This is a genomic window from Pseudarthrobacter sp. H2 (assembly GCF_050157045.1).
Taxonomy (GTDB): Bacteria; Actinomycetota; Actinomycetes; order Actinomycetales; family Micrococcaceae; genus Arthrobacter.
This window is the reverse complement of sequence record NZ_CP189594.1, coordinates 925,975-952,498: the sequence shown is the minus strand read 5'-3', so window position 1 is coordinate 952,498 and position 26,524 is coordinate 925,975. Positions and strand designations below refer to the sequence as shown.

The 26,524-nt window shown below is 67.3% G+C and carries 23 protein-coding genes; 9 read left to right on the top strand and 14 right to left on the bottom strand.

Annotation, left to right across the window (positions count from 1 at the left end; genetic code table 11):
• The first annotated feature begins 16 nt into the window (after positions 1-16).
• Positions 17-2,869, top strand: a complete 2,853-nt coding sequence (locus tag ACQCSZ_RS04435) for an AAA family ATPase (RefSeq protein WP_427006871.1) — start codon at positions 17-19, stop codon at positions 2,867-2,869.
• A 13-nt stretch (positions 2,870-2,882) separates the two neighbouring features.
• The gene (hrpA, locus tag ACQCSZ_RS04430; protein WP_427006870.1) at positions 2,883-6,854 is read left to right on the top strand and encodes an ATP-dependent RNA helicase HrpA; all 3,972 of its coding nucleotides are present in this window, start codon (positions 2,883-2,885) and stop codon (positions 6,852-6,854) included.
• Positions 6,855-6,912: 58 nt separating this feature from the next.
• Here the strand turns inward: hrpA and ACQCSZ_RS04425 are convergent, their stop codons facing one another.
• Together ACQCSZ_RS04425 and ACQCSZ_RS04420 are read right to left on the bottom strand one after the other, a co-directional pair.
• Positions 6,913-7,341 (bottom strand): HIT family protein, encoded by a 429-nt coding sequence (locus ACQCSZ_RS04425; protein WP_427006869.1) that lies wholly within the window; start codon positions 7,339-7,341, stop codon positions 6,913-6,915.
• The gene (locus ACQCSZ_RS04420) at positions 7,338-8,510 is read right to left on the bottom strand and encodes an NAD(P)-dependent alcohol dehydrogenase (RefSeq protein ID WP_427006868.1); all 1,173 of its coding nucleotides are present in this window, start codon (positions 8,508-8,510) and stop codon (positions 7,338-7,340) included. Before ACQCSZ_RS04420 ends, ACQCSZ_RS04425 begins: the two co-directional genes overlap by 4 nt.
• Before the next feature lie 226 nt (positions 8,511-8,736).
• Here ACQCSZ_RS04420 and ACQCSZ_RS04415 point away from each other — a divergent pair, with 226 nt between their 5' ends.
• The 3 genes from ACQCSZ_RS04415 to ACQCSZ_RS04405 are packed head-to-tail and all read left to right on the top strand — an operon-like array spanning position 8,737 to position 11,785.
• Positions 8,737-9,885 (top strand): hypothetical protein, encoded by a 1,149-nt coding sequence (locus tag ACQCSZ_RS04415; protein WP_427006867.1) that lies wholly within the window; start codon positions 8,737-8,739, stop codon positions 9,883-9,885.
• On the top strand, positions 9,882-10,595 hold the full coding sequence (locus ACQCSZ_RS04410; RefSeq protein ID WP_427008252.1) for an ABC transporter ATP-binding protein: 714 nt from the start codon (positions 9,882-9,884) through the stop codon (positions 10,593-10,595). Before ACQCSZ_RS04415 ends, ACQCSZ_RS04410 begins: the two co-directional genes overlap by 4 nt.
• Complete coding sequence (locus ACQCSZ_RS04405) at positions 10,592-11,785, top strand: ABC transporter permease (RefSeq protein ID WP_427006866.1); 1,194 nt, start codon at positions 10,592-10,594, stop codon at positions 11,783-11,785. The genes ACQCSZ_RS04410 and ACQCSZ_RS04405 overlap by 4 nt, the downstream gene beginning before the upstream one ends.
• Before the next feature lie 343 nt (positions 11,786-12,128).
• Here the strand turns inward: ACQCSZ_RS04405 and ACQCSZ_RS04400 are convergent, their stop codons facing one another.
• The 5 genes from ACQCSZ_RS04400 to ACQCSZ_RS04380 all read right to left on the bottom strand — a co-directional run bounded on the left by ACQCSZ_RS04400 (position 12,129) and on the right by ACQCSZ_RS04380 (position 16,941).
• Complete coding sequence (locus ACQCSZ_RS04400; RefSeq protein ID WP_427006865.1) at positions 12,129-12,779, bottom strand: ScbR family autoregulator-binding transcription factor; 651 nt, start codon at positions 12,777-12,779, stop codon at positions 12,129-12,131.
• A gap of 775 nt (positions 12,780-13,554) precedes the next feature.
• Positions 13,555-14,397 (bottom strand): amino acid ABC transporter permease, encoded by an 843-nt coding sequence (locus tag ACQCSZ_RS04395; protein WP_427006864.1) that lies wholly within the window; start codon positions 14,395-14,397, stop codon positions 13,555-13,557.
• Positions 14,394-15,041 (bottom strand): amino acid ABC transporter permease, encoded by a 648-nt coding sequence (locus ACQCSZ_RS04390; protein WP_427006863.1) that lies wholly within the window; start codon positions 15,039-15,041, stop codon positions 14,394-14,396. Before ACQCSZ_RS04390 ends, ACQCSZ_RS04395 begins: the two co-directional genes overlap by 4 nt.
• 10 nt (positions 15,042-15,051) lie before the next feature.
• Positions 15,052-16,032, bottom strand: coding sequence for a glutamate ABC transporter substrate-binding protein (locus ACQCSZ_RS04385; protein ID WP_427006862.1), 981 nt, complete (start codon positions 16,030-16,032; stop codon positions 15,052-15,054).
• A gap of 171 nt (positions 16,033-16,203) precedes the next feature.
• Positions 16,204-16,941: a polysaccharide deacetylase family protein gene (locus tag ACQCSZ_RS04380; RefSeq protein ID WP_427006861.1), complete on the bottom strand. Its 738-nt coding sequence runs from the start codon at positions 16,939-16,941 to the stop codon at positions 16,204-16,206.
• Positions 16,942-17,220: 279 nt separating this feature from the next.
• Between ACQCSZ_RS04380 and ACQCSZ_RS04375 the strand changes: the two genes are divergently transcribed.
• The 3 genes from ACQCSZ_RS04375 (at position 17,221) to ACQCSZ_RS04365 (ending at position 18,778) form a co-directional block, all read left to right on the top strand.
• On the top strand, positions 17,221-17,547 hold the full coding sequence (locus ACQCSZ_RS04375) for a GYD domain-containing protein (protein ID WP_427006860.1): 327 nt from the start codon (positions 17,221-17,223) through the stop codon (positions 17,545-17,547).
• A gap of 207 nt (positions 17,548-17,754) precedes the next feature.
• Entirely contained in the window at positions 17,755-18,060 is a 306-nt protein-coding gene (locus tag ACQCSZ_RS04370; protein ID WP_427006859.1) for a putative quinol monooxygenase, read from the top strand.
• A 304-nt stretch (positions 18,061-18,364) separates the two neighbouring features.
• Entirely contained in the window at positions 18,365-18,778 is a 414-nt protein-coding gene (locus ACQCSZ_RS04365) for a nuclear transport factor 2 family protein (RefSeq protein ID WP_427006858.1), read from the top strand.
• A 6-nt stretch (positions 18,779-18,784) separates the two neighbouring features.
• On the opposite strand, the gene ACQCSZ_RS04360 is transcribed toward ACQCSZ_RS04365, so the two are convergent.
• Positions 18,785-19,006, bottom strand: a complete 222-nt coding sequence (locus tag ACQCSZ_RS04360) for a hypothetical protein (protein WP_427006857.1) — start codon at positions 19,004-19,006, stop codon at positions 18,785-18,787.
• A gap of 507 nt (positions 19,007-19,513) precedes the next feature.
• Positions 19,514-20,788 carry an MFS transporter gene (locus ACQCSZ_RS04355; protein WP_427006856.1) on the bottom strand — a complete coding sequence of 425 codons (1,275 nt, stop codon included), beginning with the start codon at positions 20,786-20,788 and terminating at the stop codon, positions 19,514-19,516.
• Positions 20,789-20,955: 167 nt separating this feature from the next.
• Here ACQCSZ_RS04355 and ACQCSZ_RS04350 point away from each other — a divergent pair, with 167 nt between their 5' ends.
• On the top strand, positions 20,956-21,240 hold the full coding sequence (locus ACQCSZ_RS04350) for a hypothetical protein (protein WP_427006855.1): 285 nt from the start codon (positions 20,956-20,958) through the stop codon (positions 21,238-21,240).
• Here the strand turns inward: ACQCSZ_RS04350 and ACQCSZ_RS04345 are convergent.
• The 5 genes from ACQCSZ_RS04345 to ACQCSZ_RS04325 all read right to left on the bottom strand — a co-directional run bounded on the left by ACQCSZ_RS04345 (position 21,229) and on the right by ACQCSZ_RS04325 (position 26,517).
• Complete coding sequence (locus ACQCSZ_RS04345) at positions 21,229-22,269, bottom strand: NAD(P)-dependent alcohol dehydrogenase (RefSeq protein ID WP_427006854.1); 1,041 nt, start codon at positions 22,267-22,269, stop codon at positions 21,229-21,231. The genes ACQCSZ_RS04350 and ACQCSZ_RS04345 overlap by 12 nt on opposite strands.
• Positions 22,270-22,350: 81 nt before the next feature.
• Entirely contained in the window at positions 22,351-23,625 is a 1,275-nt protein-coding gene (locus ACQCSZ_RS04340; protein WP_427006853.1) for an MFS transporter, read from the bottom strand.
• 228 nt (positions 23,626-23,853) lie between these two features.
• Positions 23,854-24,795 (bottom strand): helix-turn-helix transcriptional regulator, encoded by a 942-nt coding sequence (locus ACQCSZ_RS04335; RefSeq protein ID WP_427006852.1) that lies wholly within the window; start codon positions 24,793-24,795, stop codon positions 23,854-23,856.
• 199 nt (positions 24,796-24,994) lie between these two features.
• The gene (locus ACQCSZ_RS04330; protein WP_427006851.1) at positions 24,995-25,375 is read right to left on the bottom strand and encodes a VOC family protein; all 381 of its coding nucleotides are present in this window, start codon (positions 25,373-25,375) and stop codon (positions 24,995-24,997) included.
• A 254-nt stretch (positions 25,376-25,629) separates the two neighbouring features.
• A complete protein-coding gene (locus ACQCSZ_RS04325; RefSeq protein WP_427006850.1) occupies positions 25,630-26,517 on the bottom strand; it encodes a sulfurtransferase in 888 nt (295 codons plus the stop codon).
• Positions 26,518-26,524 lie beyond the last annotated feature (7 nt).

Below are 26,524 nucleotides of genomic sequence, written 5' to 3'. Positions count from 1 at the left end.
GCTACTGTTGGGAACCATGCCTGACAACGACGCCAGAGGACTTCATTACGCACGGACCGCGCAGGCCCAGCAGCTGCTGGGCCTGCTGCGGTCCGCCCGAACGGCCCGGCCCGCGCTGGCGGTCATCAGCGGCGGCGCAGGCATGGGCAAGACGGCCCTGGTGGAGGGCTTCCTCGAATCCGACGCAGGCCGTGAAGACACCCTCATCCTGCGGGCCGCCGGCGCTGCGTGGGAGCAACAGCTGGAATTCGGCGTTCTGGAGCAGCTGCTCGCAAAGTGCCCGGACGGAGCGGGGAACGCCGGGTGGCCCGGGCCGGGAGGCAGCCCGGCCGACGCCCTCCGGGCCAGCGGCGAAACCGTGCTGGCGGTCCTGGACACCCTGGCCGGCAAGGACACCACCCTGATTCTCTGGCTGGACAACGTCCAGCTGGCGGACGTCCACTCCCTGCAGGCGCTCCTGTACGCGCTCCGCCGGGTGGGCCCGCTGGCCCTGTTGACCATCCTGTGCGTCGATCCCGGGCGCGGCGGACCGGCCGCCGGACTCGCCGACCTTCTCAGCATCCCCGGCGCCGCGGCGATCAGGCTTGGACCGCTGACTCCGGATGACGTGCTGGCAATGTGGCGCGGTGCCCCCGGCCCCGGCCTCACGGCGTCGGGCGCCCGCGCTTTGGTGGACCACACCGGCGGCAACCCGGCACTGATCGGGCCCCTCCTGGAGCAGTTCCCGGTGTCGGTCTGGTCGGAGGGACCTGACACCTTGCCCGCACCCGCGGACTATGTCGCTTCGATCACCGCGCGCCTGAACGGACTTCCGCCGGACGGGGCTTCCCTTGCCGAGGCGGCTGCCGTACTGGGCGTCCGCTCGCCGCTTGCCCTGGCCGCGGAGCTTGCCGGCATCACCGACGTCGTGGCTGCCGTGGACGCCGCGCACGCTGCCGGCCTGCTGCGCGTCAGCACGGCCGGACCGGAAACGAGGCTGGAGTTTCCGTTGCCTGTCCTCCGGTCCGCGGTTTACCAGCACCTCGGGCCGGCCCGCCGGGCGGCCCTGCATACCGCGGCCGCCGCCATCCTGCCCGCCCCGGCCCAGCGGCTGAACCATCGTGCTGCCGCTGCCCTGCTCCCTGATGCTGCCCTCGCCGGTGAACTTGAGGAGACCGCCGAGGGATTCGCCTCGGCCGGCGCCTGGCACCGGGCGGCGGATGCCTATGCCACGGCGGCACGCCTGAACCCCTGGGCGCCGGCGCGTGAAGTGCTCCTCGCCAAGGCCGTCGACGCCATGGTGGGCGCCGGCGAGCTCCCCCGTGCCGTGGCGGCGCTTGATGCCCTGGAATCTTTCGCGCCCAGTCCGCGGACCGACGCCGTCCGCGGCTACCTTGCCGTTCTCCGGGGGCGCCCTGCGCAGGCGGACGCACTGCTCCAGAAGGCGTGGACCAACGTCGACCCTGCCACCGACGCCGGGACGGCTGCCCGGATCTGCCAGCGGCAGGTCCTGCACGCCCTGGCCCGCTTCCACGGTCGGGACCTCGTTTCCTGGGCGGAGCGGGCCAGGCGCCTGGCTGCACCCGGCAGCCCGCCGGCGGTGGAGGCGCAGGCCATCGAAGGGCTGGGACTGGGCGCCATGGGCCGTTACACCGAGGCCGTGAAGAGTTACGAGGCCGCGGACCGCCTGCCGGAACAGAGCGCACAACACCAGCGCATCGACATGGGCAAGGGCTGGCTCCATCTCGCCATGGACCGGGTGGAGGAAGCCCGCGCCGAGCTGGCCGGAGCCGTCCCCACGGAGTTCGCCCACGGTTCGCAGCGCATCTCGCTGTGGGCGCACGGGTGGCTGGCCCGGACGGACTTCGCGCTGGGAGCCTGGGACGACGCCCTGACGACGGTGGAGCACGCGGTTGCCATGCAGGAGGAGTCCGGAGTCGAACTCACCCGGCCGCTGCTGCACTGGAGCGGAGCCCAGATCCACGCCCTCCGCGGGAACTGGGACGCAGCCGCCCACCATCTGGAACGCGGCGCTGCCGCGAGCGACAGCTACGCCACCATGCTGTTGCCCTTTTGCCTGGCGCAGGCCCAGGTGGCCGAGACGAGGGCCGACTACGACGGCGTCATCCGCGCGTTGATACCGGTACTGCGGATGCAGCGCGACAACGGGATCGACGAACCGGGGTTCTGGCCGTGGCAGGACCACTACGCCAACGCCCTGGTGATGGTGGGCCGCGTGGCGGAAGCCGATGCCTTCCTTGTCCCGCACGAGCACCTGGCGGCACGCCGCCGGCACCGGTCCACGCTTGCACGCCTTGCCTACGTCCGCGGCCGGATCCAGGCAGCCGCCGGAGATCTGGACGCGGCCCGCACCAGCTTCCAGGGCGGCCTCGCCCAGCTCGACAGCCTTCCCCTGCCGTTCGCACGCGCCCGGGTCAAGTTTGCCTACGGCCAGTCCTTCCGCCGCGCCGGGAAACGCCGGGAAGCCGCCGCCATCCTGGCCGAAGCCCGAGAGCTGTTTGCGGTACTGGGTGCCCGGGCCTATGTGGAGCGGTGCTCACGTGAAATACGGGCGAGCGGCGTCAGCACGGCAGTCACCGCCGGCCACACCGGAACCGTCGACGCCGGAACCGGCCGGGCGGACCCGGGGGCGCCTGCCGGCCCCGACGACCTTACCGAGCAGGAAAAGGCGGTAGCCGCGCTCGTCGCCTCCGGGCTGAGCAACAAGGAGGCCGCGGCGGAACTCTACGTCTCCGTGAAGACCGTCCAGTACCACCTCACCCGGATCTACGCCAAGCTCCGGGTCACCTCCCGCTCGGGACTGGCCGCCATCTACGTGGGGAAACGATCCGGCGCCGCGGAACGGACAGCCCAGGCCCGCCCCCAGTAGACTGGGTCCAGCCATGACACTGCATATTTCCTACCCCGCCGAGCTGCCGGTCTCCGAGCGCCGCGAAGACCTGATGGCAGCCATCGCGGCCAACCAGGTGACCATCATCGCCGGCGAGACCGGCTCGGGCAAGACCACCCAGATCCCCAAGATGTGCCTGGAACTGGGCCTGGGCGAGGGCGGCCTGATCGGGCACACCCAGCCGCGCCGGCTCGCCGCCCGCACCGTCGCCGAACGCATCGCCGAGGAACTCGGCGTCGAGATCGGCCAGGAAGTCGGCTTCCAGGTCCGCTTCACCGGCGAGGTCAGCCGCAGCACCAGGATCAAGCTCATGACCGACGGCATCCTGCTGGCGGAAATCCGGCGCGACAAGCTCCTGCGCAAATACAACGCCATCATCATCGACGAGGCCCACGAGCGCAGCCTCAACATCGACTTCATCCTCGGCTACCTCAAGCGGATCCTGCCGCAGCGGCCGGACCTGAAGATCATCATCACCTCGGCCACCATTGATCCGCAGCGCTTCGCCCGGCACTTCGGCACCGAGGAAGAACCGTCGCCCATCATCGAGGTCTCCGGCCGCACCTATCCGGTCGAGATCCGCTACCGCCCGCTCTCCCAGCCGGCCGGCGGCGCCCCCACCGGTGACGACGCCGGCGACGACGGCGTAGCAGCCTCCGACGACGAACTCGAGGAGGACCGCGACCCCCTCGACGCCGTGTGCGACGCCGTCGACGAACTCGCCCTCGAAGCCCCGGGCGACATCCTGGTCTTCTTCTCCGGCGAGCGCGAGATCCGGGACGCTGCCGAGGCGCTGGCCGCCCGGATCCAGACGAACAGGCGGCTGGCCGGCACGGAGATCCTGCCCCTGTTCGCCCGGCTGAGCCTGCAGGAACAGCACAAGGTCTTCCACCCCGGCAGCAAGCGCCGGATCGTACTGGCCACCAACGTCGCCGAAACCTCCCTCACCGTGCCCGGCATCAAGTACGTCATCGACACCGGCACCGCGCGCATCTCGCGCTACTCACACCGCACCAAGGTCCAGCGCCTGCCGATCGAGCGGGTCTCGCAGGCCTCCGCCAACCAGCGCTCCGGCCGCTGCGGCCGCGTGTCCGACGGCATCGCGATCCGGCTTTACGCGGAAGAGGACTTCGAGTCCCGTCCGCCGTTCACCGACCCCGAGATCCTGCGCACCAACCTGGCGGCCGTCATCCTGCAGATGACAGCCATGGGCGTGGCCCGCGGACCCAAGGACGTGGAAAACTTCCCGTTCGTGGAGCCCCCGGACTCCCGCGCCATCAACGACGGCGTCAGCCTCCTACGCGAACTCGGCGCCCTCAGCACGCCTCGGGCCGACGAACCCGCGGGAAGGAACGCCGGCGGGCTGACCGCCGTCGGGCAGCAGCTTGCCCAGCTGCCCGTGGACCCGAGGCTCGGCCGGATGATCGTGGAATCCGGCAGGCGCGGCTGTGTCCGCGAGGTCATGATCCTGGCCGCCGCGCTCACCATCCAGGACCCGAGGGAACGCCCGACAGACAAGCAGCAGCTTGCCGCCGAAAAGCATGCCCGCTTCCGGGACGAGAACTCGGACTTCACCGGGTTCCTGAACCTCTGGAACTACCTCCAGGAGAAGCAGCAGGAGCTCTCCTCCACCGCGTTCCGCCGGCTCTGCCGCAACGAGTTCATCAACTACCTGCGCGTCCGCGAATGGCAGGACCTGTTCGGCCAGCTCCGCCAGCTGGCCCGGCCGCTGGGCATTGCCCTGGACAACAACCGGCTGACTGACCCGGTGGGCCACCACGAGGGCATCCACATCAGCCTGCTCGCGGGCCTGCTGAGCCACATCGGCATCCTCGACGAGCGCAAGCGCGAGTACGCCGGCGCCCGCGGCAGCCGCTTCGCGGTCTTCCCCGGCTCGGCCCTGTTCAAGAAGTCCCCCACCTTCGTCATGGCGGCCGAACTGGTCGAGACCAGCCGGCTCTGGGCCCGCGTGGCCGCGAAATTCGATCCGCTCTGGGTGGAGCAGGTGGCGCCGGACCTGGTCAAGCGCAGCTACAGCGAACCGCACTGGTCCAAGAAGATGGGCTCGGTGATGGCCCATGAGAAGGTCACCCTGTACGGGGTGCCCATCATCCCCAGCCGGCGCATCAACTACGGCAAGGTGGATCCGGAGCTGTGCCGCGAACTGTTCATCCGGCATGCCCTGGTGGAAGGCGACTGGCAGACCCACCACAAGTTCTTCCACCGCAACCGTGCCCTGCTCCACGAGGTCGAGGAGCTCGAGGCCCGGATGCGCCGCCGGGACATCCTGGTGGACGACGAGACGCTCTTCGAGTTCTACGACGCCCGGATCGGCCCGGACGTCGTCTCCGAACGGCACTTCGACAAGTGGTGGAAGGACGCCCGGCAGCAGGATCCCACGCTGCTCGACTTCGACCAGTCGCTGCTGATCAGCGAGGACGCGGACGCCCTGGACGATTCGGCGTACCCCAGGACCCTGCTGCACAAGGGCTTCGAGCTGCCGCTGAGCTACGAGTTCCACCCCGTGGCGCCCGGCTCCCCGCCCAACCCCTCCGACGGCGTCACCGCCGAGGTCCCGGTGCTGTTCCTCAACCAGCTCGACGACGCCGCGTTCCGCTGGCTGATCCCCGGCCAGCGGGTGGAACTCGTGACCGCCCTGATCAAGTCGCTGCCCAAGCAGGTCCGCAAGAACTTCGTGCCGGCACCGGATGTGGCCCGGCAGGCCGTGGCGGCCCTCGAGGCCGGCTTCGATCCCGCCGCCGATGCCCTCGAGGCCTCCCTGGAGCTCGTGCTGCGCCGGATCCGCGGGCAGGTCATCCCGCCCGGTTCCTGGAACTGGGACGCCGTTCCCCCGCACCTGCGGGTCAGCTTCCGGGTGGTGGACTCCCAGGGCAGGGTCCTGGACGAGGGCAAGGACCTGTCCGGGCTGCAGGAACGCCTGGCACCGGCCACCCGCCGCGCGATCGCCGAATCCCTCGGCGCCACCCCCGGGACGACGGAGCCGAAGTCACCGGGCCGGACAGGGAAGGCTTCCGGCAACGGCACCACGCCGGAGGCAAAGACGGGGGTCGCCGCGGGCTCCCCTGCGGGCTTTACCGAGAAGTCCGGACTCACCGGGTGGTCCTTCGGAACGGTGCAGCGCCAGGTCCAGGGCACCGTGAAGGGCCACACCGTCACCGGCTATCCGGCCCTGGTCGATGAGGGCAGCTCCGTGGCCCTGCGGCTTTTCCAGACCTCCTCCGAACAGGAACAGGCCATGCGCGGCGGCGTCATCCGCCTGCTCGCCCTGAAGGTTCCGCCGCCGGACCGCTACGTCCTGGAACACCTGAACAACACCGAAAAGCTGACATTCAGCCAGAACCCGCACGGCTCCGTCTCGGCCCTGATCGCGGACTGCGCCCTGGCCGCCATCGACAAACTCACCCCGGCCGGGCTGCCCTGGGACGAGGCGTCCTTCAAGGCCCTCTACGAGCAGGTCCGGGCCGAGCTGATCGACACGGTCTTCACCGTCACGGCCGTCGTCGAACGCATCCTCGCCAGCACCCGCCGGATCGAAAAGCAGCTCAAGGGCAGCACCAGCCTGGCGCTGATCAGTGCGCTCAATGACATCAGGAGCCAGCTGGAGCAGCTCGTCTACCCCGGTTTCGTGGCACGCACGGGCTACGCCCAGCTCAGCCAGCTGCCGCGCTACCTCGCCGCGATCGAGAAGCGCCTCGAGAAGCTCCCCGGCAACGTCGCGCGCGACGCCCTGAACCTGGCCGCCGTGCAGGCCCTGGAGGATGAGTACGACGACGCCGTGTCGGCCCTGCTGCCGGGCCGCCGGTCCGGGACCGAGCTCGGCCAGGTCCGCTGGATGATCGAGGAACTGCGGGTGAGCCTGTTCGCCGTCGAACTGGGAACCGCCTATTCCGTCTCGGAAAAGCGGATCCGCGCGGTGCTGAACAAGGCGCTGGCGCCGGCCTGACGCCCGGCGGGGGCGGCCAGGCCGGCGCCGGTCACTTCACGTTGTACGCCGTCCGGGCTCAGGCGCCGGGGACATGCTTCGCGTAACCGGCGTCGCAGAGGCCCCCGCGGAGCTTCTCCGCGTTCGCGTCAAGCTTCGCCGGATCGGGGTGCTGGTCCGCGGAACCGAAGTCGAAGTCCGCCATCGAGTTCGAGGGCCACACATGCACGTGCAGGTGGTTGATCTCGTAGCCGGCCACGATCAGTCCGGCCCGCGCGGCGTCGAACACGTCCACCTGGACGGCGCCGATCTTCCGGGCCACCTCCATGACCCGGCCCAGCAGTTCAGGGGAGGCATCGGTCCAGCGGTCCACTTCCTCCGTGGGCACCACCAGGGTGTGGCCGTCGGCGAGCGGGCCGGCCGTCAGGAACGCCACGACGTCGTCCTCGCGCCAGACGAAACGGCCGGGGATCTCGCCGTTGATGATCCTGGTGAATAGCGTGCTCATGCGTCGGCCCTTTCCATAGGTGACCCCAGGGTGCTGGTGTCCAAAACAAAACGGTACTTCACATCGCCGGCGACCATGCGGTCATAGGCCTCGTTGAGCTGGTCCGCCCGGACCACCTCGACGTCGGAGACGACGCCGTGTTCGGCGCAGAAATCCAGCAGCTCCTGGGTCTCGGCGATCCCGCCGATCAGGGAGCCCGCGTAGGCGATCCGGCGCCGGATGAGCGCGCCCGGATTGACCGGCGGCATGTCCTCGGAGGGCAGGCCCAGCTGGAACAGGGCACCGTCCACGCGCAGGGTGCGGAAGTACGGGTTGAGGTCGTGCGGTGCGGCGACGGTGTCGATGATGACGTCGATGCTGCGGTTCGCGGCCGCCATGGCGGCGGCGTCGCGGGAGAGGATGACGTCATCCGCGCCGAGTGCCCGGGCCGCGTCGACCTTGGACTCGGAGGTGGTGAAGACCTTCACTTCCGCTCCCATCGCCTTGGCGAGTTTCACGGCCATGTGGCCCAGGCCGCCCAGGCCGATGACGCCGACGACGTCGCCCTCCTCGACGTCGAAGTGCCGCAGCGGGGAAAAGGTGGTGACGCCGGCGCAGAGCAGCGGCGCGGCCGCGGCGGGATCCAGGCTCTCCGGGATCCGCAGCACGTACCGGCGGTCCACCACGATGGCGGTGGAGTAGCCGCCCTGCGTGACCGAACCGCCGTTGCGGGCGTCCTTGGCGCCATAGGTTCCGGTCATGCCCTTCTCGCAGTACTGCTCCAGGCCGTCCAGGCAGCTCTCGCACTCGCGGCAGGAATCCACCAGGCAGCCGACGCCGACCCTGTCGCCGGGGGCGAAGCCGTCGACGGCGGATCCCACCCGGCTGACGCGGCCGACGATTTCGTGGCCGGGCACCAGCGGGTAGTTCTGGGTTCCCCATTCGCCGCGGGTCGCGTGGACGTCCGAGTGGCACAGCCCGCAGAATTCGATGGCGATCTCGACGTCGTCCGCCTTCGGCGCCCGCCGGGCGACGGTCAGCGGGACGAGTCCGCTGTCGGCGGCCGTTGCGCCGTAGGCGGCGGCAAGGGTGGCGCCCGTGGCAAGCCGGGCGCCGGTGGCGGGTCCGGCGTCGTTGATGTCGGGCAGCGGCTTGGCAAGGGGCGGAGGTACGGGGCGTCCAGGAGTCATCCCTCGACGCTACCCCCGGTCCCGGCAACTGTTCCAATCAGGAGCGCCCGCCGCGGCAGGCGCATCCATGACCGGGCCGGATCAGCAGGCATGGCCCCTCGCCGAACTGATATGTCGCTGACCGTTTCCGGCACGATGCCCCTATAGGCTGTGAATGCATCTCTCGCAGAGGTTCTGTGGGGAGTTACCGATTGGGGCAGAGCTGAGGATTTTCAGGCGTGTCGTCATGCCGGTGGCGTGGCTGGCGGTGTTTGCCGTCATAGCAGTGGCCTTGGTCAAGATTGCGTTCGTCGACGGACTGAAGCCGGAGCAGGCCCTGGCCGGTCCGGAGGCGGACGTCGTCGTTCCCGTCATCCAGGCAACGAGGGCCACCGTGACCAATAAGGTCCAGGTCAAGGCCACCGTGCAGAGTGAGGCCCCGGTCGGCGTCCGGAACACGGCTGCCGGTGTGGTGACACACATTTTCCTGGCCCTGGGGACCAAGGTGAACTCCGGGGAACGGCTGTATCAGGTCCGTGCCGAAGTTCAGCCTGAGCCCGTGGCGCGGGTCGCTTCCGACACGACGGCGGCCACGGGACAGCCGGGCGGCGCAGCCGCCGCGCAGGTCCGGCCGGTTGCTTCCCCCACCTATACGTATACAGATGTGCTGGCTCCGGCTTCGGGTGTCCTGGAGACCCTGGCCGTGCTGATCGACCAGCAGGTCAGCGTGGGCGAGGCTGCCGGAACGGTCAACCCCGGGACCTTCACGGTCAGCGGTTCCGTCGACGCCGCGCAACAGTACCGGCTGTTGGCCAAACCCGGTTCCGCACAGATCTCCGTCGTGGGCGGCCCGGCTCCCTTTACGTGTGCCTCCGTGGTGTTGACGAGCGCCGCCGGCGTTCAGGGCAATGCCACCGGGGGTCTTTCCGGCGGCGTGAGCCGTTCGGTCCCCTACGCCGCGAGCCCCGTGCCGGGTGGCGGGATCCCCCAGCAGGGTGGAACGCCCACGGGAACGCTGAGTTGCGCCGTCCCGCCTGAGGTTGAGGTTTTTGCGGGACTGGGCGCCACAATGACCGTCACTGCCGGCGAGGCCGCCGATGTCATCACCGTACCGCTCACGGCCGTGGAGGGCAGCGTCAAGGAAGGCCTGGTCTGGTTGGCCGGGACGGGCCCGGCTCCCGATGCCGGCGGCAACGGCGGCGGTCCTTCCGGCGGGCCGGCTGGCGGTCCGCAGCAGCGGAAGGTCCAGCTGGGCCTCAACGACGGCTCCGTGGTCGAGGTGGTCTCCGGCCTGGCCGAAGGGGAAGCCGTCCTTGAGTTCATTCCCGGCGCCCCGGCACAGGTGCCCACGGGACCGCAGTTCGCCGGGCCCGGCTCGTACCGGACCGGAGGCTGACCGTGGAGGAACTGGTGTCGCTCAAAGGCGTGACGCGGACCGTCCTGCTGCCGGACGACCAGGAACTGCGCATTCTTCGCGGCGTCGACCTCGCTGTCCACAGTGGTGACCACACCGCGGTGATCGGCCGGTCCGGGTGCGGAAAGTCAACCCTGCTCAACCTGCTCGGGCTGCTGGACCTGCCCACCAGTGGTGAACTCACGTTCCAGGGAACGCCCGTGGGGCAGCTCCGCAGCAACGCCCGGGCAAAACTGAGGGGCGACGCGGTGGGTTTCGTTTTCCAGCAATTCAACCTGCTGCCTGGCCGCACCGCCCTGGACAACGTGGTCACGCCCCTGCTCTACGCCCGCGGCCCTGCATTCCGGCGGCGCCGGGAAATAGCCATGGACATCCTGGACCGTGTCGGCCTTGCCCGGCGTGCACAGACCTTGCCCAACATGCTCTCCGGCGGGGAACAGCAGAGAGTTGCGATAGCACGGGCGCTGGTCCGCCGGCCGCGCCTGATCCTGGCGGACGAGCCGACCGGTGCCCTCGACGTGGACACCGGGCAGGCCGTCATGGCCCTGCTCGACACTGTGGCGACGGAATCGGGTGCCGCCCTCATCACCATCACCCATGACGTGAATGTCGCCGCGCTGGCGCGGGCCTGCTACCGGCTGGAATCAGGTGTCCTCACCCCGGCCGCAATCCCGGCGGGGGTGACGGCATGACCGGAATGATTTCGGCCCTCGTGGAAGCCTGGCAGGAACTGCGGATCAACAAGACCCGGATCCTCCTGGCACTGGTGGGAGTGGCGCTGTCGGTCGCGGCCCTGACCTCGGTGGTGGGCCTGGGAAATCTGGCGCGTGAAGGCTTCAAAGCGGCCTCCGAGCGCAACGGCGGACGCTCCGCAACCCTGGGCATCGGCGTCTACGGTCCAACCCAGCCGGATCCGCAGAAACTCGAGGACGCCTACCGGGGCATCATCGACCGCTACGGAATAGCGCACTACACACATGTGAACCAGGCCCAGCAGGGATTCCAGTTCCCCCGCGGCGTGCAGCAGGTGCAGCTCCAGGTCGTGGATCCGGGCTACGGCGTTATCCACCGGCTGGAGGTCAGCCAGGGAAGCTGGTTTGCGGCCGACGACGAGAAACGGCTCGCCCCGGCATTTGTCGTGTCAGAGGCGTTCTACAACGCCGCCGGGCGGCCAAACCTGGTCACAAACCCTAAGGTGAAGCTGACGGGCGGCCGGGCAACAACCGCGGTGATGATCGGGGTGGTTCCCGACCTGTACCCGGACATGCCGCCGTCGGCGTATATGCTGACGGGCGCCGCGGAACGGGCGGGGGCTGCGGGAATCGGCGGGGCAGGACCCGGGCAGTTCAAATTCTGGGTCCAGGACGGCCAGGCCGAAACGCTCAAGGCCGCCGTCACGTCAGACCTCCAACGGCAGTTCCCCGGCATGCAGGCCCAGGTCGACCGGCTGGACTACGCCAGCCAGGGCGATCCCTTCGCCACGGTCCAGCTCGCCGTAGGCGGCATCGCCGGGCTGGTCCTGCTCCTGGGCGCGGTCGGAATGCTGAACATTTCCATGGTCACCGTGCGGTACCGCGTGCGTGAAATCGGCATCCGGCGCAGCTTCGGGGCCACGTCCCGGCGTATTTTCCTTGGCGTCATGATGGAATCCGTGGTGGCGACGGCAGTGGCCGGGATCGTCGGCGTGATGCTCTCCGTCGCCGTCGTCAAAAACCCCTGGATCCAGTCCAGGATCGCGCCGGGCCTGACTGAATATCCTGCATTTCCGGTTGAAGCCGCCATGCTGGGCCTGGGATCGGCGGTCCTGGTAGGTGCACTGGCCGGAGCAATCCCTGCCCTCGTGGCAGTCCGGATCAAGGTGATCGACGCCATCCGCTTCTAGCAACTTCCGTAAGCCCCGGGCGGCCGCTCCCCCGCCGCCGTCAGCCGAACTCAGTCATGTCGAAAGGCTAACCCCGATACCCGCAGCGCCGCCTACGCCATGTACTTGGCAACCCCGTCCACCGGACCGCACGCGGACAAGCAGCACGCCGCCATCGTAGAGAACCTGGTCCCCGACCGAGTCGGCTTCGAAGGCGCCTGGCCGGCTGTGCCGACGTCCCCCCAATGACCACGCCGGCACAGCTGCCGTCTTGCCAAGCCCGGCGACCGCTGCCGGTAAAAGGCCGTCAGCGATTAGACAAGACTAAAGGGTCCTCGCCGGAGAAACAATGCGGTTGTCCGGTTTATGTGGCGGTTTCCGGGGAAGTGCCAACCAGCCCGGACAGGGCCTGCGGGTCCTCGTGGAAATCTTCATGCATAATCCCGGGCAGCAGGATGGCCCACATCTCTTCGATCCGCTGCATGACGTCGGCGCGACCGGCCATGACGCCGGAAACCATTTGAACCCCGGTGAACGACGCCACAAGATATCTGGCAAGAGCCGCGGAGTCGATTGAGGAGCGTACCTGCTGTTCTTCCTTGGCCCGCTCGGCCAGCTTCTCCATGGCAGCGATCCAGTCCTCGTAAGGCTTTTGGACGCGCTGGCCGAATGCAGTGGCTTCCACCGTGAGTCGGACGCCTGCCCGGACAACCGGTTCGTGCACCAGTTTGAGCCCGAACGCGCGGCACATCATTATCATGGTCGGCAGAGCAGGCCGGTGCTCAGCGAGGATGTCTTCGCTCTCTGCCAGGACGATGCGGTGCTGCTCCTCGATGACGGCTTTGGCCAGATCTTCCTTGGACTGGAAGTGGAAGTAGAGCGCTCCCTTGGTGACCTTGGCCGCATCGGATATCTGGGCCAGACTGGCGCTGCCGTAGCCGTGCTCCTCAAAGACCGCTGCCGCCCCGGCGATGATCGCCCCCCGTGTTGCCCTTGCACGATCCTGAAGGACCATAATGAACCTCACCTCCGGTATTCGGCATGTTTTCCGGACCCGCGCTCAACCACTGCCTGCAGCAAGCCGGCGTTCCGGCCGGCTCGGGCACGCTGGCCGGAGCCACCCCTTTTTATCGGATGCTGGATCCTTAAGGCGATCCAGGCGGGTGACGACATCCTTGTGTCGATCCTAGCAAGACGGTCTACCGGTCTGGTTCCGGCGTCTGGGAGCTCAGAACGGGTGTGAACCTGATGGCGTCCGCAGTGATGTCAAGGCGTCGAAGTGTCCTGCGAAGGTGACAGCAGACGGGAGCGACACCGGAACATTTTTCGTGTGTATTTTTCAAGGAGCCTGGCCCGGGCTATTCGCCCACCACCTTCGACATAACGGATGCGACGTTCCCGGAAGCGAAGACGTGGGCGGATGTTGAGGCTGGCGATCGCATGTATGCAGTGGTGCTGGTTTCATAAAACGAGCAGGGAGAACGCGGCCTTGTTTGGCTGCTTGGTGACGATGCCAATGACTTGTTGGACCCGGCTCCGACAGATGATCACCAGCGCGTTCAACGACGGCTGCGGCAAGGAATGGAAGAGCGCCGCTTGGGGCGAAATTAGGCCGCGATCCTTTGGGCCGTGTGTCGGTCATCGCGCCGCAGGGGTCGGCGGTGGAGCGGACTGTAGCCGTCAGATCAGGCCCGCCCTTCAGCCTCCTGGACGGCCGCCCGGCGGCCGTCCACATCCAACCTGGCGGAAATGTGCCCGGTGTGCCGTGCCCTGGGCATGGAGGCCGCCGCCTAGCCGATGCCCGTTTCCAGGGCTTCCTGCCCGATCCGGGCGGCCCGCCCTGACATGCGGCGTTCCAGGTACCGCGCCAGGTGGGAGATGAGGACGTTGGTGACCACGTAGACCGCGGCGATGATCAGGTACGTCTGGATCAGGTGGTTGGTGTAGGCCGTGAGATTGTTGGCGGTCTTCATCAGCTCCGGGTAGCTGACGGCGTAGCCCAGGGTGGTGTCTTTGAGCAGGACCACCAGTTGGGCCACCATGGAGGGCACCACGATCCTGACCGCCTGCGGAAGCACGACGCTGCGCATGACCTGGCCCCGGGACAGGCCCAGGCTCAGCCCGGCCTCGCCCTGGCCGGCGGGAAGGGCTTTGATGCCGGCCCGGAAGATCTCGGCCATCACTGCCGAACTGCACAGGGTGATGGGGATGGCCAGCTTCCAGAAGATGTCGGGGTTGATCCCGTATTGCGGGAGTCCGCTGACGAAGATGTAGACCACCAGCAGCAGCGGAACGGAGCGGAAGAACTCGATCCAGCCCGTGGCGAGCCGCCGAAGGGGTGCGCGCACCGACAGCCGGCCGAGGGCCAGGACCAGTCCCAGCGGCAGCGCAAAAACCGCGGACGCCGCCGCGGCGGTGACAGTGTTGCCCAGGCCGGCCAGCAGGAAGAGCAGGTACGGCCCCTGGGTGAATTCGGCCCAGCGGTCGGCCGCGAGCTGGCCCGCCTGCCCGAAGCGCAGGAGAACCACGGCCGTGAGGCCGGCGATGCAGAGCAGGCTGAGCACGGTCAGGATCCGGATCCGGCGGCGGGCCCTCGGGCCGGCGGCGTCGAAAAGGCTGTCCTGGGTACTCATCGTTGGACCCTCAGCCGTTCTTCCAGCCGCGCCCCCAGTCCGCCGGCCAGCAGTGAAATGACCACATAGGCGACGGCGGCCAGCAGATACGTGGTCAGCCCCAGGGCTGCTTCGTTATTGATCTCCGAAACCTGCAGGGTAAGGTCCTTCACTCCGATGACCCCGGCCAGCGAGGAGCTGAGCAGTATGCCGATGAACACGTTGACGACCGGCTGGATCACGCTGCGGAAGGCCTGGGGAAACAGCACAAAGCGCAGCACTCCGAAAAAGTCCAGGCCGATGGAGCGGGCGGCCTCAACCTGGCCTACCGGCACCGCATTGACGCCGGTCCTGATGGCCTCACAGGTGAACGCACCCCCCAGCAGGATCATGGAGAGGGCGGCGCAGCTGAACAGGTCGAACGTGATGCCGATGTCCGGAAGGCCGAAGGTCACCACCACCAGCAGGCTGATCAGCGGGATGTTGACGAAGAGGTCCACGTACAGCCGCCCCACGGCGCGCAACGGCACGATGGGGCTGACCCGGCAGGCGGCGATCGCGGTACCGACCACCAGCGATCCGAAGAAGGCGACGGCGGTCAGCCGCACCGTCATCCAGAGGCCCGCCAGCAGCTCGTCGAGGTAGGTGGTGAGCAGTTGCTCCACAGGCCGCGCCTCAGGCGCCGATGGCAGGCGGCTTCGGCGGGTCGGTCTTGAGCACCTGGCCCACGGTGGCTTTCCACAGGGCGTCCCAGGAGCCGTCGTCCTCCGCGATCTTCAGCCATGCGTTGACGAAGGCCAGCGCATCCGAGCCCTGATGCAACCCGATTCCGTATTTGTCGCTGTTGCCGAACGTATCGCCGACGATCTTCACGTCCTTGTTCCTGGCCGCATTGGACAACAGGATGGACTGGTCGATCACGTAGGCCTCGACGCGGCCCTGTTGAACGGCGGCAAGGCATTTGGGGTTGTCATCGAAGGTCTGCACGTTGGCTTCCGGGGCCACTTCCTTGAGCAGCGTGACTCCGGTTGACGCGCTCTGCGTGGCAACCGTCCTGCCGGCGAGGTCCGCCACGGACTTGATCGAGGTGTTGTCCGCCTTCACCAGGATGGCCGATTTCGACTCGTAGTAGGGGCCGGCGAAATCCACCTTCTCGGCCCGTTTCGGCGTGATGGAGTAGGTGGCGAAAATAACGTCCACCGAGTTGTTCTGCAGCACTGTCTCCCGCGTATCCACGGTGACCTGCGAAAGGTTCTCCCTGGGTTCGCCGATGATGTACTTCGCGAGGAGCTGTGACAGGCCGGCGTCGAATCCTGCCACCTTTCCGGTGCCGGGATCCCGCAGCGAAAAGAGCGTGGAGGTGTCCGTGCCGCCACGCACCAGCTGCCCCTTGGCCTTGATTGCCCTGGCCCAGGCGTTGGCCTGCACCAGTGAATCCTGGGCCACGGCCCCCTTGGCCAGCACGGCGTCGAAGGCGGCCAGGTCGATGACCGAACCGCCTGCAGTACCGCCGGCGCTGGCCGATCCGGATGGGACCGGCGGCGTCGGCGAGCCGCCACAGCCCGCGAGGGCACCGGCCCCCAAGGCTCCAAGCCCCAGCACAAGCGCTCCCCGCCGGTTCAACAGCCGGGAAGAAAACCTTTCAAGTTCTGACATGATCTGGTCCTCTGGTGGCCGGCGACACCCAACCGATCGCCGTCGTCGGTTCCAACCTACGGCTGAATCCCCACCGGAATGGCGGACGCCACAAAAAACAGTCCCGGATCGTAACAATAAACCGGCTGGGAATCGTCCGGGATTGGCCAGCAGCCACGGAAAAGATACGTGTCAATTAATGTGGAAGGTGGCGTAGCGGCGGTCAATCAGTGCCTGCCGGATGCCGGGCAGCGCTTCGAGGGTATGAGGGCCGGTGCCGTGCATCAGGATGACCCCGCCCGGGTAGGCACGCGGGGTTGTGGCATCGCCATATGCGACCCTCCCGATGATGGTCGCCGCCGACGAGCCGTCCCAATCCCGGGTGTCCACCGTCCAGAAGGCCGGGCGGCAGCCGGCGTGCGCGAGGGCGTTATGGACCCCGAGGCTGAAGGCACCGGCGCCGTACGGTGGCCTGCACAACCCGGGCGTGGTCGTGGGAACCACGCTGCCGTAGCGACGGACCTCATCATTGATCTGGCCGGCGGTCATGCGCGAATAGTCGCCGTGGTCGTAGCTGTGGTTAGCGAGAAGCTGACCCGCCTGGATCAGCTGTGAGGCGTACGTGGGATGCGTAAGCATGCACTGCCCGGTAAAGAAGAACATCGCCTGGATTTTGTAGGCCGTCAACCAGGCCACCATCGCCGTCAGCCTCGTCTGCGTCGCGCAGTCATCAAACGTGAGACGGACCTTGGGCCCGCTGTAATACAGATGCGAGATGTTGTACTGCTCGGCGGCAGTGATAATCGAGACCCCAGGGAGGGACGGCATCGCGTTGTCCGCGGCTTGCGACGGTGTCGGGGCAATCGTTAAACCAATGGCGGCCAGAGCGACGGCGACGATGGACCGGCAGAACGTCAGGTCTGGCATCATTTCCCTCCGCAAGGGAACCGGGCGAACAGGGCCCATTTACAGGGCATGCCTTGCACCATAGGTATAGGAGATTCATTGCCTAAATGCAACGGCCGGAATAAACCCCTTTGATCACCCGCAGCCAGGGTCCCAATTCCTTGGACCGGGGGCGTCCGTAGTGCGGCGCTCCGCCGCCGACATTTCAGCTACCCAACTTAGGTGTGACTCATTGCCGACCTGGCAGCAGACTGCCATTCTTGGTGAACCCGCACTTCCGACAGCGAACGAAAGGACGAGACGATGCCGCTCTATCTGTCGAAGTTCAGCTACACACCGGAGACCTGGGCGAGGCTGATCAGCAACCCCGAGGACCGCGGAAAGGCCGCCCAGGCATACATCGAATCGGCCGGAGGGAAACTCCATGGATTCTGGTACGCCTTCGGCACCCACGACGGCTATAACTTATGGGAGGCTCCCGACAATGTGTCCATGGCCGCGGTTGCGCTGGCGATCAGCGGAGGCGGCGCACTGAGCTCGTTCGAAACGACGGTGCTCTTGACCGTCGACGAAACGATGCAAGCGCTGCGGAAAGCCGAGCAGATTAAGTACCGGCCTCCCGGAACCTGACATTTCCCCGGGCCGCCAGACGGCCCGCTCACCGCGCAATTGCGGTCCCGGCCGCTGAACCGAGCGGGGATTACTCATCGGATCGGCGTCAAAGGTCAATGGTTTGTGCCCACGGACGGTCGGCAGAAATCCCTGCCCGGGTGGCCATAAATACTGTCCGCCCACTCGCCGATGGGCGTACCATTTCCTACGGAGTGAGGAGGCCCGATGATCGTCATTCGTTTCATGGTGCGGTCCCGGCCAGGCAGGGCGGAAGAGGTCATGGCCGCGCTGAAAGATGTCGTTCCGCCGAGCCGGGCGCTGGATGGTGTTATCAGCTTCGACATCGGGCGGGACGTGACTGATCCCGACTTGTTCATAGCGACTGAGGTGTTCGAGGACCGCGCTGCGCTCGACCGACAGGAATCGCTTCCCGAAGTCGCGAGGGCGCTCGGAGTCTTTGAGCAGTGCCTCGCGGCGGAACCCGAAGCAACGATCTTCCACGTCTCCTCCTCGGAGCCCTGGGGGGACTGAGGGACGTGAGAACCCGTTGGGCGCCGAACCGGAGGTCTTCGACGACGCGATCGTGCTGATCCACCAAACCCGTGGCACCCCACAGGCGGCCAATGACCTCGCTATCCGATCGCCCGTAGCCGCTGGAGCAACCGGCAGGCCGCCGCCGCCTCGGCTGTCGGGTTCAGAAAGGGAAGTGGGCAGTTTTTCATGGCCTCAAACCCACGTCGGCGTGGGCATGTTGCCCAGCCTGATTGATCCGATTGTGTGGCTCTTCTTTGGGAGTCATAATCATCTTGGGCCCTGCTGATGGAAGGGATTGGTCATGGAACGTTCTCCGGAATTGGAAGCTCTGGTGGCGAGCTGGTTCGAGGCGGCCACTCGTGGCGACGCGGCGGTGGTGGACACATTGGTCTCGGTCAACCCTGGTACGTGCCTGATTGGCAGTGACCCCGGCGAATGGCTTCGTGGTGGTGAGGCCGTGGCGAAGTTCCTGCGTGGTGAGCTTGCCAACGCAGGGGGCCGGGCGCGGTTCTCCCCGGAAGGCACCGAAGCTTATGAGGAGGGCACTGTGGGGTGGGCGACCACTCGGCTCACCATCACCCTGCCCGACGGCGGGCATGTTTCGCCCCGATGGAGTTCTGTTTTCCACCGCGAAGGTGACGCTTGGCGCTTCGTTCAAACACACGCCTCGATCGGCGTCGGCAACGATGACGTTGGGTGGATCTACTCCGGCTGAGGGCGATCATGAACGAAAACAGCGGATCCAAGGTCCCAGCGTGCGCGCAGCGAGGACGCTGGACTCACCGCGGCCCAGACACGCCAACCCGGCACCGGCCAGGCTCAGGCTCAGGCTCAGGCTCAGGCTCAGGCTCAGGCTCAGGCTCTTAACGTTGTATCCGGCCTTTGTCTTTTCGCCCAGCAAGCGGCTCAAGGTGGCGCTGTCCCCTCCGGCCTTCTTCAGCACGTTGACAGCGTCGGCGTGGTTTCCCGACTTGGAGTGCTGGCCGAGCGTCGCCGCCCTCTACGCCTCAACGACCAGACCGGCAAGCATATGCTGGGCGTTCAGTGAGTACTCGACGCGGTTGCCAAGGTGGACGGCATCTACGACGCCGTTCTCCTCCAGCCGTCCAGGCATCGGTGCACGCCGGAGATCGAAGCGTGGACACCTCGTTCGCGTACGAGGGCACACGGCGGACTGGGAGCCCTGTCGGCCAGCGCTATGAGCACGTCGGCCTCAAGCGCGGGGCAGATGGCCCGCAATGGATTTTGCAATTGCATACCGGACCTCCTGATCGCTCGCAATGGTATGCGTTTCGCTGGTCGCCGGAAGGGCGTTGGCGGTGGTCACATCATCCTGTCCAGTCTCTGCAGGACACGGCGCCTTAACCGCGGGTTGGTGAAGTCTTCCTTCGTTGTCATGGTCTTGCTGGCCTTGGTTGGCATGGCCGCCACGTCATTCTCCGGGATACGGCTACGGCGGCGGTGGTTCTGCGTCCGACGTGTCGGTTGGGGCGTTGGCCTGATCGGCCTGGGCGTGCTGCTGGCGGCTCGCCAGCAGGAACGGCACCGCGATCAACTCGATCGCGCCGCTGATCGCCAGCGAGGCAGGGTAGCCGTACACATCCGCTGCCCGGCCGAGCAGCGGCTGCACCACGACGCCACCGCTTGATCCCATGAGTGAGTCGAAGCTGAGTACCGTTGCCCGCTGCTTCGAGGCGATCATGTCGTTCAGGTAGGCCTGCCGCACCGGAGTACCCGCAGAGGCGACCAATGCCCAGAGCGCCAGCAGCAGCAGGGCCGCCCAGAACACCCGGGTGAACCCGAGGACAACCAGAATCACTGCGCCCACGCTGCTGCTCAGAATGAGCACCGTCGTGCGTTTGCGGACGAGGCGCCGGATACGGGGCGCCACCCAGCCGCCGAGCACCTGTGCGGCGGCCACGATTGCCGCCGCCAGACCCGCCACGGAATATGCGCGCGGGTCGCCGAAGAGCTCAAGCAGGAACGGCTGCAGGGCGTAGAACACATAGATCCCGACGCCGGCGCTGAACGGCGCGGCCAGCATCACGTAACGCACCGGCGGATTCTTCAATCCGTTCTCGATCGAGGCGGAGAATACGGCACGGGTCGCCTGAAGGGGATGGGTCGAGCGTTCGGGCGTGAAACCGACGTCGTGCATGAGCCAGAAGGCCACGACGAACATGGCCACCAGCACGCCCACGCGCAGCAGAAACGGCACGCCCAGGTTGGTCGCCTGCGCGATCACACCGCCGGCCACCGAGCCGATGAGCATCGCCACGCCCGACACCATCTGCCCCTGCCCGAGCACGCCCTCCAGCCCGCCGTCGTATCCCGCGAAGCGCAACGCGTCGACGAGCCAGGCCTCGACCGCGCCCGAAAAGAAGGTGAAGCCCAGACCGAGCAAAACCGACACCACAGCCCACGACCAGAACGGGGCGGAAAGCTGCCAGAGCACGTAGTAAAGGTAGGTCGATACGGCCAGGGTCACAGTGCCGAGCAGGAACGAAACACGGCGCCCCCAACCGTCGGCAATGACTCCGGTGGGGACCTCGAACAGCACCATCCCGGCCGTGAAAAAGGCGTTCGCGGCAAAGGCCTCCAGGTTGCTGAGTCCGGCGTCCAGCAGGAAGAGTGTGTTGATTCCCCAGATGAACGAGGCAGCAAGCGTATTGCCCAGCGTCAACGTGAGATAGATGCGCTGGGTCTTTCGGGCGCCGGCGTTCATCGAGCCGCCGTCCCCGCCAGGGCGAGGGGGGATCACGAGCCCATTCTCGTCCCGTTCGCCGGCGACCGCCAGAGCAGATGCCAGGCTGAAGGAATGACGCAGACGGCCCCCCGCGAGGAAGGGCGTGCACGGCTATCGACGAATGGTCCGCCCGACGGCTTTCGGGCGTGCCAGTGTCCAGGACGTCTCTGAGTTTGGCGGGGCGGGCCCTGTACTTCGGCCAATTCAACACCCCAACACCCCCGGCGAACCACGCGCGCTTCACCTTCCTCGATCCCCGCGGGCGGCAGTTTGCCCCCAACTGGGAGCAGGCAGCCAATGACATCGTGGCCATGCTCCGCGCCGAAGCCACAGATGACGCCCCCGTCAGGGAAACGACCTGGCATACGCCTCAGATTTTCCAGGACTTGGCTGGCCGCCTGCCGTCTGCCTGTCGTTGCTTAGAGCGTTGAGGTGTCGATCACGAAGCGGTAGCGGACGTCGGAGGCCAGGACGCGTTCGTAGGCGTCGTTGATCTTGCCGGCCGGGATGACCTCGATCTCGGCCCCCAGGTTGTGCTCGGCGCAGAAGTCGAGCATCTCCTGGGTCTCGCGGATCCCGCCGATGGCCGATCCGGCGAAGGAGCGACGGCCCATGATCAGGGAGAACACGTTCACCGGCAGCGGTTCAGCCGGGGCGCCGACGTTGACCAGGGCGCCGTCGAGGGCCAGCAGTTGCAGGTAGGAGCTGATGTCGATCTTGGCGCTGACGGTGTTGATGATCAGGTCGAAGGTGCCGGCGAGGTGTTCGAACGTGGCAGGGTCGCTGGTGGCGTAGTAGGAGTCCGCGCCCAGGCGCAGGCCGTCTTCCATCTTCTTCAGCGACTGCGACAGCACGGTCACCTCGGCGCCCATGGCGTGGGCGAGTTTGACGGCCATGTGTCCGAGTCCGCCGAGGCCGACGACGGCGACCTTCCTGCCGGGCCCGGCGCCCCAGTGGCGCAGCGGGGAGTAGGTGGTGATCCCGGCGCAGAGCAGCGGCGCGGCGGCGTCGAGCCCGATGCCCTCCGGGATGGTGACCACAAAGTCTTCGGCCACCACGACGTGGGTGGAGTAGCCGCCCTGGGTGATGGTGCCGTCACGGTCCACGGCGCCGTAGGTGCCGGTGTTCCCGGCCAGGCAGTACTGCTCCCCGCCGGCCTGGCAGTTGACGCAGTCGCCGCAGGAGTTCACCATGCAGCCGACGCCGACCCGGTCACCGACAGCATGCCTGGTGACGGCGGAGCCGGTCCCGGTGACGATCCCGGCGATCTCGTGGCCGGGAACGAGCGGGTAGGACTGGGGTCCCCAGTCGCCGCGGACGGTGTGGATGTCCGAATGGCAGATCCCGGCGAACTTGATCTCGATCAGGACGTCGTGCGGGCCCACGTTGCGGCGGTTGATGGTGGTCGGGACGAGGTCCCCGGTCGCGGAGGTGGCGGCGTAGGCGTTGACGGTCAGCATAGTGATTCTCCTGTTTAACAGTCGGTCGGGTGGGCTGGGGTGGTGAGCTAAGTGGGGTCCGGTGATGGGAATTTTGTTCGTTTACTGCCCGGTGGGGAACGCTGTGCGGCGGCCAGCGAACGCGATGACGAGGGCGAGGAGGGCGAGCCCGATCATGACGGCGGGGAGAACCAGGCCGTCGTAGCTGCTGATCAGGACGGCACCGGTGACACCGGCAGCGAAGATGGCGAGGTTGAAGGCGACGCCGAGCATGGAGTTCGCGACGTCGGCGTTCTCGCCGCTTGCTGTGCTGATCGCGGTCTGCAGCTGGGCTGCCGCACCTCCGAAGGCAATGCCCCAGAGGACGATTGCGATGAGGACTGCGATGAGCGACTGGTGACCGACAATGAAGATCACGCCGGCGGTGATGAACAGGGCGATGCTGACGAAAACCAGGGCCCGGAGGGCACTGTCGATCACGGCACCGGTGACGCCGATGCCGATCAGGGCGGCGACGCCGAAGGTCACGAGTGCGAGGTCGACTGAGAGTTGAAGGCCGGCGGAGCGGAGGTAGGACGCGATGTAGGTGTAGACGATGTTGTGCGCAAGCATCCAGGCGACGATGACAGCGAGGATCACTGCGACGCCGGGAATGGCGAAGACGCGGATCAGCGGGACGCGCGACGCCGCCCTCTGGCCGGCGGCATCGGGCACCACGGTAGCGGCGAGAATGGCCGTGATGATCGTCAGCAGCGAGAGCACGCCGAAGGACCAGCGCCAGTCGAATGTCGTCCCGAGCCAGGAGCCGAAGGGCGTTCCGACTGCCAGGCCGATCGGGGTGCCGATCGACGCGACCGCCAGGGCCCGTCCGGCGTGTTCGGGAGCAGTGATCCGGCGTGCATATCCGGCCAGCATCCCCCAGATCAGGCCGGAGAAGGCGCCGCCGAGGAAGCGCGCCCCGAGAGAGAGCACAATGTCACTGGACAACGCGGTGATGATGTTGGCAGCAAGGAATCCCAGGATGCCGACGACGAAAACGGGCTTTCGGCGCATGCCACGGGTCAGGGCGACCGCGGGCATCGTCGCGACCACTGTTCCCAGGGCATAGGCGCTGACGAACTGGCCCGCGGTGCCCTCGGTGATGTTCAGGCCCGCTGCGATTTGCGGCAGCAGGCCGGCGGGCATCGTTTCCGTGGCGATGAGGATGAACCCCATCAGGGCCATGACCAGCAGTGCGGCCCACGGCAGGCGGCCGGTGGCTGCAGGAACAGGCGTTGGTGCAGAGGCTGCCGTCTCCTCAAAGGCGCCGAGGTCATTGTGGGGCAAGGTCTCCGGGCGCACGTCGACGGCGTCATTCAGAAGGTTTGCTCGAGTCAAAAGGGTTCCAGTTCCTGATCATGCGAAGGGGTGGCCTGCGAGGGCATTGCTGCCTGTCTTCCATCTACTCAACACCAGCCGGACGGCCGGAGGCAGACCCTGCTGTAAGGGGGTACTGCCAGGGACCCCCAAATTTTCGGTCCGTTGTCACCGCCGGCGGCAGGACAAACACCCCGTAGGCACAAAGGGCATACGGAGCCCGGAAGATAGACGCCCTACTGCGACGACTTACGCGTGCAGGTCGCGGCCGGGTTGACGTAGGCGTCCCCCGTGAACGCCGTCGTCGGTCCTGTCGCGGTGCGCAGGGTCCTGTCGATCTTCATGGGCTTCTTTGATGGTTGCTGCCCAGCTGGCCAGCAACCGTAAACCATCCTCGGAGGGCGAGCCTGGCTCGGCAGTGTAGGTAATCATGGTCAGGCCGGGTGTGGCCGGCAGCTCCAGGGCGTCGAAGTGTACTTCCAGGTCGCCCACTACCGGGTGCCGGAACGTCTTGGTCCCGTGCAGGTGCAGGCGGACATTGTGCTGTGCCCACCGCTTGCGGAATTCCTCACTGCGGGTCGACAGTTCCCCGATGAGGTCCGTCAGGCCCTTGTCGAACGGGTTGCGGCCGGCCTCGGTGTGCAGCATCGCTACAGACGTGTCGGCGGCCAGGTTCCAGTCCGGATACAGCTCCTCCGAACGAGGGTTGAGGAACGCGAACCGGGCGAAGTTCACGGGCCGTGCCGGGTCCTCGAATGCTGCCGAATACAAGGCACGGCCAAGGTCGTTGATGGCGAGGATGTCCAGACGGCCGCTCTGGACGAATGCGGGAATACCGGGCATGCCGTCGAGGATGCGCTGCACGCTCGCGTGGATCGCCTGCGCGGGCTGTCGTCGCCTTCGGGCGGGTCCGGCGGCCCGGGCGAGGTTGAACAGGTGCTCGCGTTCCGCCTCGTTCATCTTCAGCGCCCGCGCGATAGCCTCCAGGACCGAGTCCGACACGCCTGCGAGGCTGCCGCGCTCCACCCGGGTGTAGTACTCGACGCTCATGCCGGCCAGCAGCGATACCTCTTCGCGGCGCAGCCCTGGTACGCGCCGCACGCCGCCGAAGTTCGGCAGCCCCGCCTGCTCGGGCGTGAGCTTGGCTCGCCGGGAGGCGAGGAACTCTCGAATCTCATTCCGGTTGTCCATGCACACCACGGTACGTCCCGCGGGCGGCACCGAGGCAGTCCCTGTCAGGGCCTGCCTGAACAAGGCCCTTTCCCGGCGGTTCGTCCGTTAAGCCGCACGGTCGTTGCAACTCCCGAAGTCCGGGTGCTGCAACGACCATTACAATCCAGGCCTGGCCTGGCGATCAGGAACCCTGTGGGATAGACGCGGAGTGGTGCGGCTACCGGCTCTGGAAGATGTTGAGGATATTGCCCTCGCTGTCCAGGAACCAGGCAGCCTTCCCTACCTCCGTTGTGGCGATGCCGTTCTCAGTCTTCAGGCCGGGAAGGTCGTACTCCTCGAAGACGACGCCGCGGCCGCGCAGTTCCTCGGCCTCGGCCTCGACGTTGTCGGTCCCCCAGCCCATCTGGGTGTTCTTCGCGCTACCCGCATTGTCGGTCTTGTAAAGCAGGAAAGCCGTTCCGTGCCCGCAACGGTAGAGCAGGTTCTCCTCATCCAACACGTCCGCGGGCTCGAGTCCCAGCACGTCCCGATAGAAATCTTTCGCCCTGGCGATGTCCTTCGCGGGAAGGACAGCGATGATGTCCAGATCCTTAAGCATGCCCGTTTCTCCTTCTTGCAATGATGCCGGCGCTCTCCCCCGAATCCGGTCCGCGGGACGTTTTCCCCGCACTGGGCCGGCGCCCGGTCGCCGCTTTCCGCGACGCGCCGGGACAGCGACCGGGGAGCTCTTCGATGCCGTGTCAGCGAGGGCCGGCGCGAGAGTCTCCCCAGCGCTCATATCGCCATTATGGCCACAGACAGGCACTCGCGGATATAGGGGAACGGAACCGGGCTGGCTGCGTCCGCCGATTTCTAGTCCCCGCCGGCGCTGCCCTCGGCGTACGGCGCCGCGCCGGTCACGACGTCGTTGGCGGGGTCGTTGGACCATTCGGAGAACGAGCCCGGATACAGCGCGGCCGGGAATCCGGCGATGTCCAGCGCCGCGATTTCGTGGGCCGCGGTCACCCCGGAACCGCAGTACACGGCGGTGGGGACTCCGGGCCGCACGCCCAGCCGGGAGAAGCGTTCCCGCAGTTCCTCCGGCGGCAGGAAGCGGCCGTCCGCGGCCAGGTTGGCCGTGGTGGGCGCGCTGACGGCGCCCGGGATGTGGCCGGCGCGCGGATCCACCGGTTCGATCTCGCCGCGGTACCGCGCCCCCGCGCGGGCATCGAGCAGCAGGCCCTGCCGTCCCCAGGCGGCTGCCTGCCCGGCGTCGATCCTGGGCATCGCCCCCTCGGACAGGGCAGTGTCGGAGAGGCCGGCGTCGCCCGGCGGGACAGCGGGTCCGCCGTCGTCGCCGCTCTCCAGCCCGAAGCCGGCGGCGCGCCAGGCGGCCAGGCCGCCGTCGAGCAGGTGCACCGTGCGGAAGCCCGCGTTCCGCAGCATCCACCAGAGCCGGGCGGCGGACATGTTGCCGCTGTCATCGTAGGCCACCACGACGTCGCCGCCGCGGACGCCCCAGCGGCGCACCGAGGCCTGGAACTGTTCCAGCGGCGGCAGCGGATGGCGGCCCCGGCGGGGTTCTGCGGGGCCCGCCAGCTCGGTGGCCAGATCCACGAAGACGGCGCCCGGGATGTGCCCCTTGCGGTAGTGGTCCCGGCCGTGCGGGTCGCCGAGCGCCCAGCGCACGTCCAGCAGGACCGTGCGCCGGCCCGAGTCGATCCGGTCCCTGAGGGTCGCCACGTCCATGAGTGTGTCCATTGGCCCA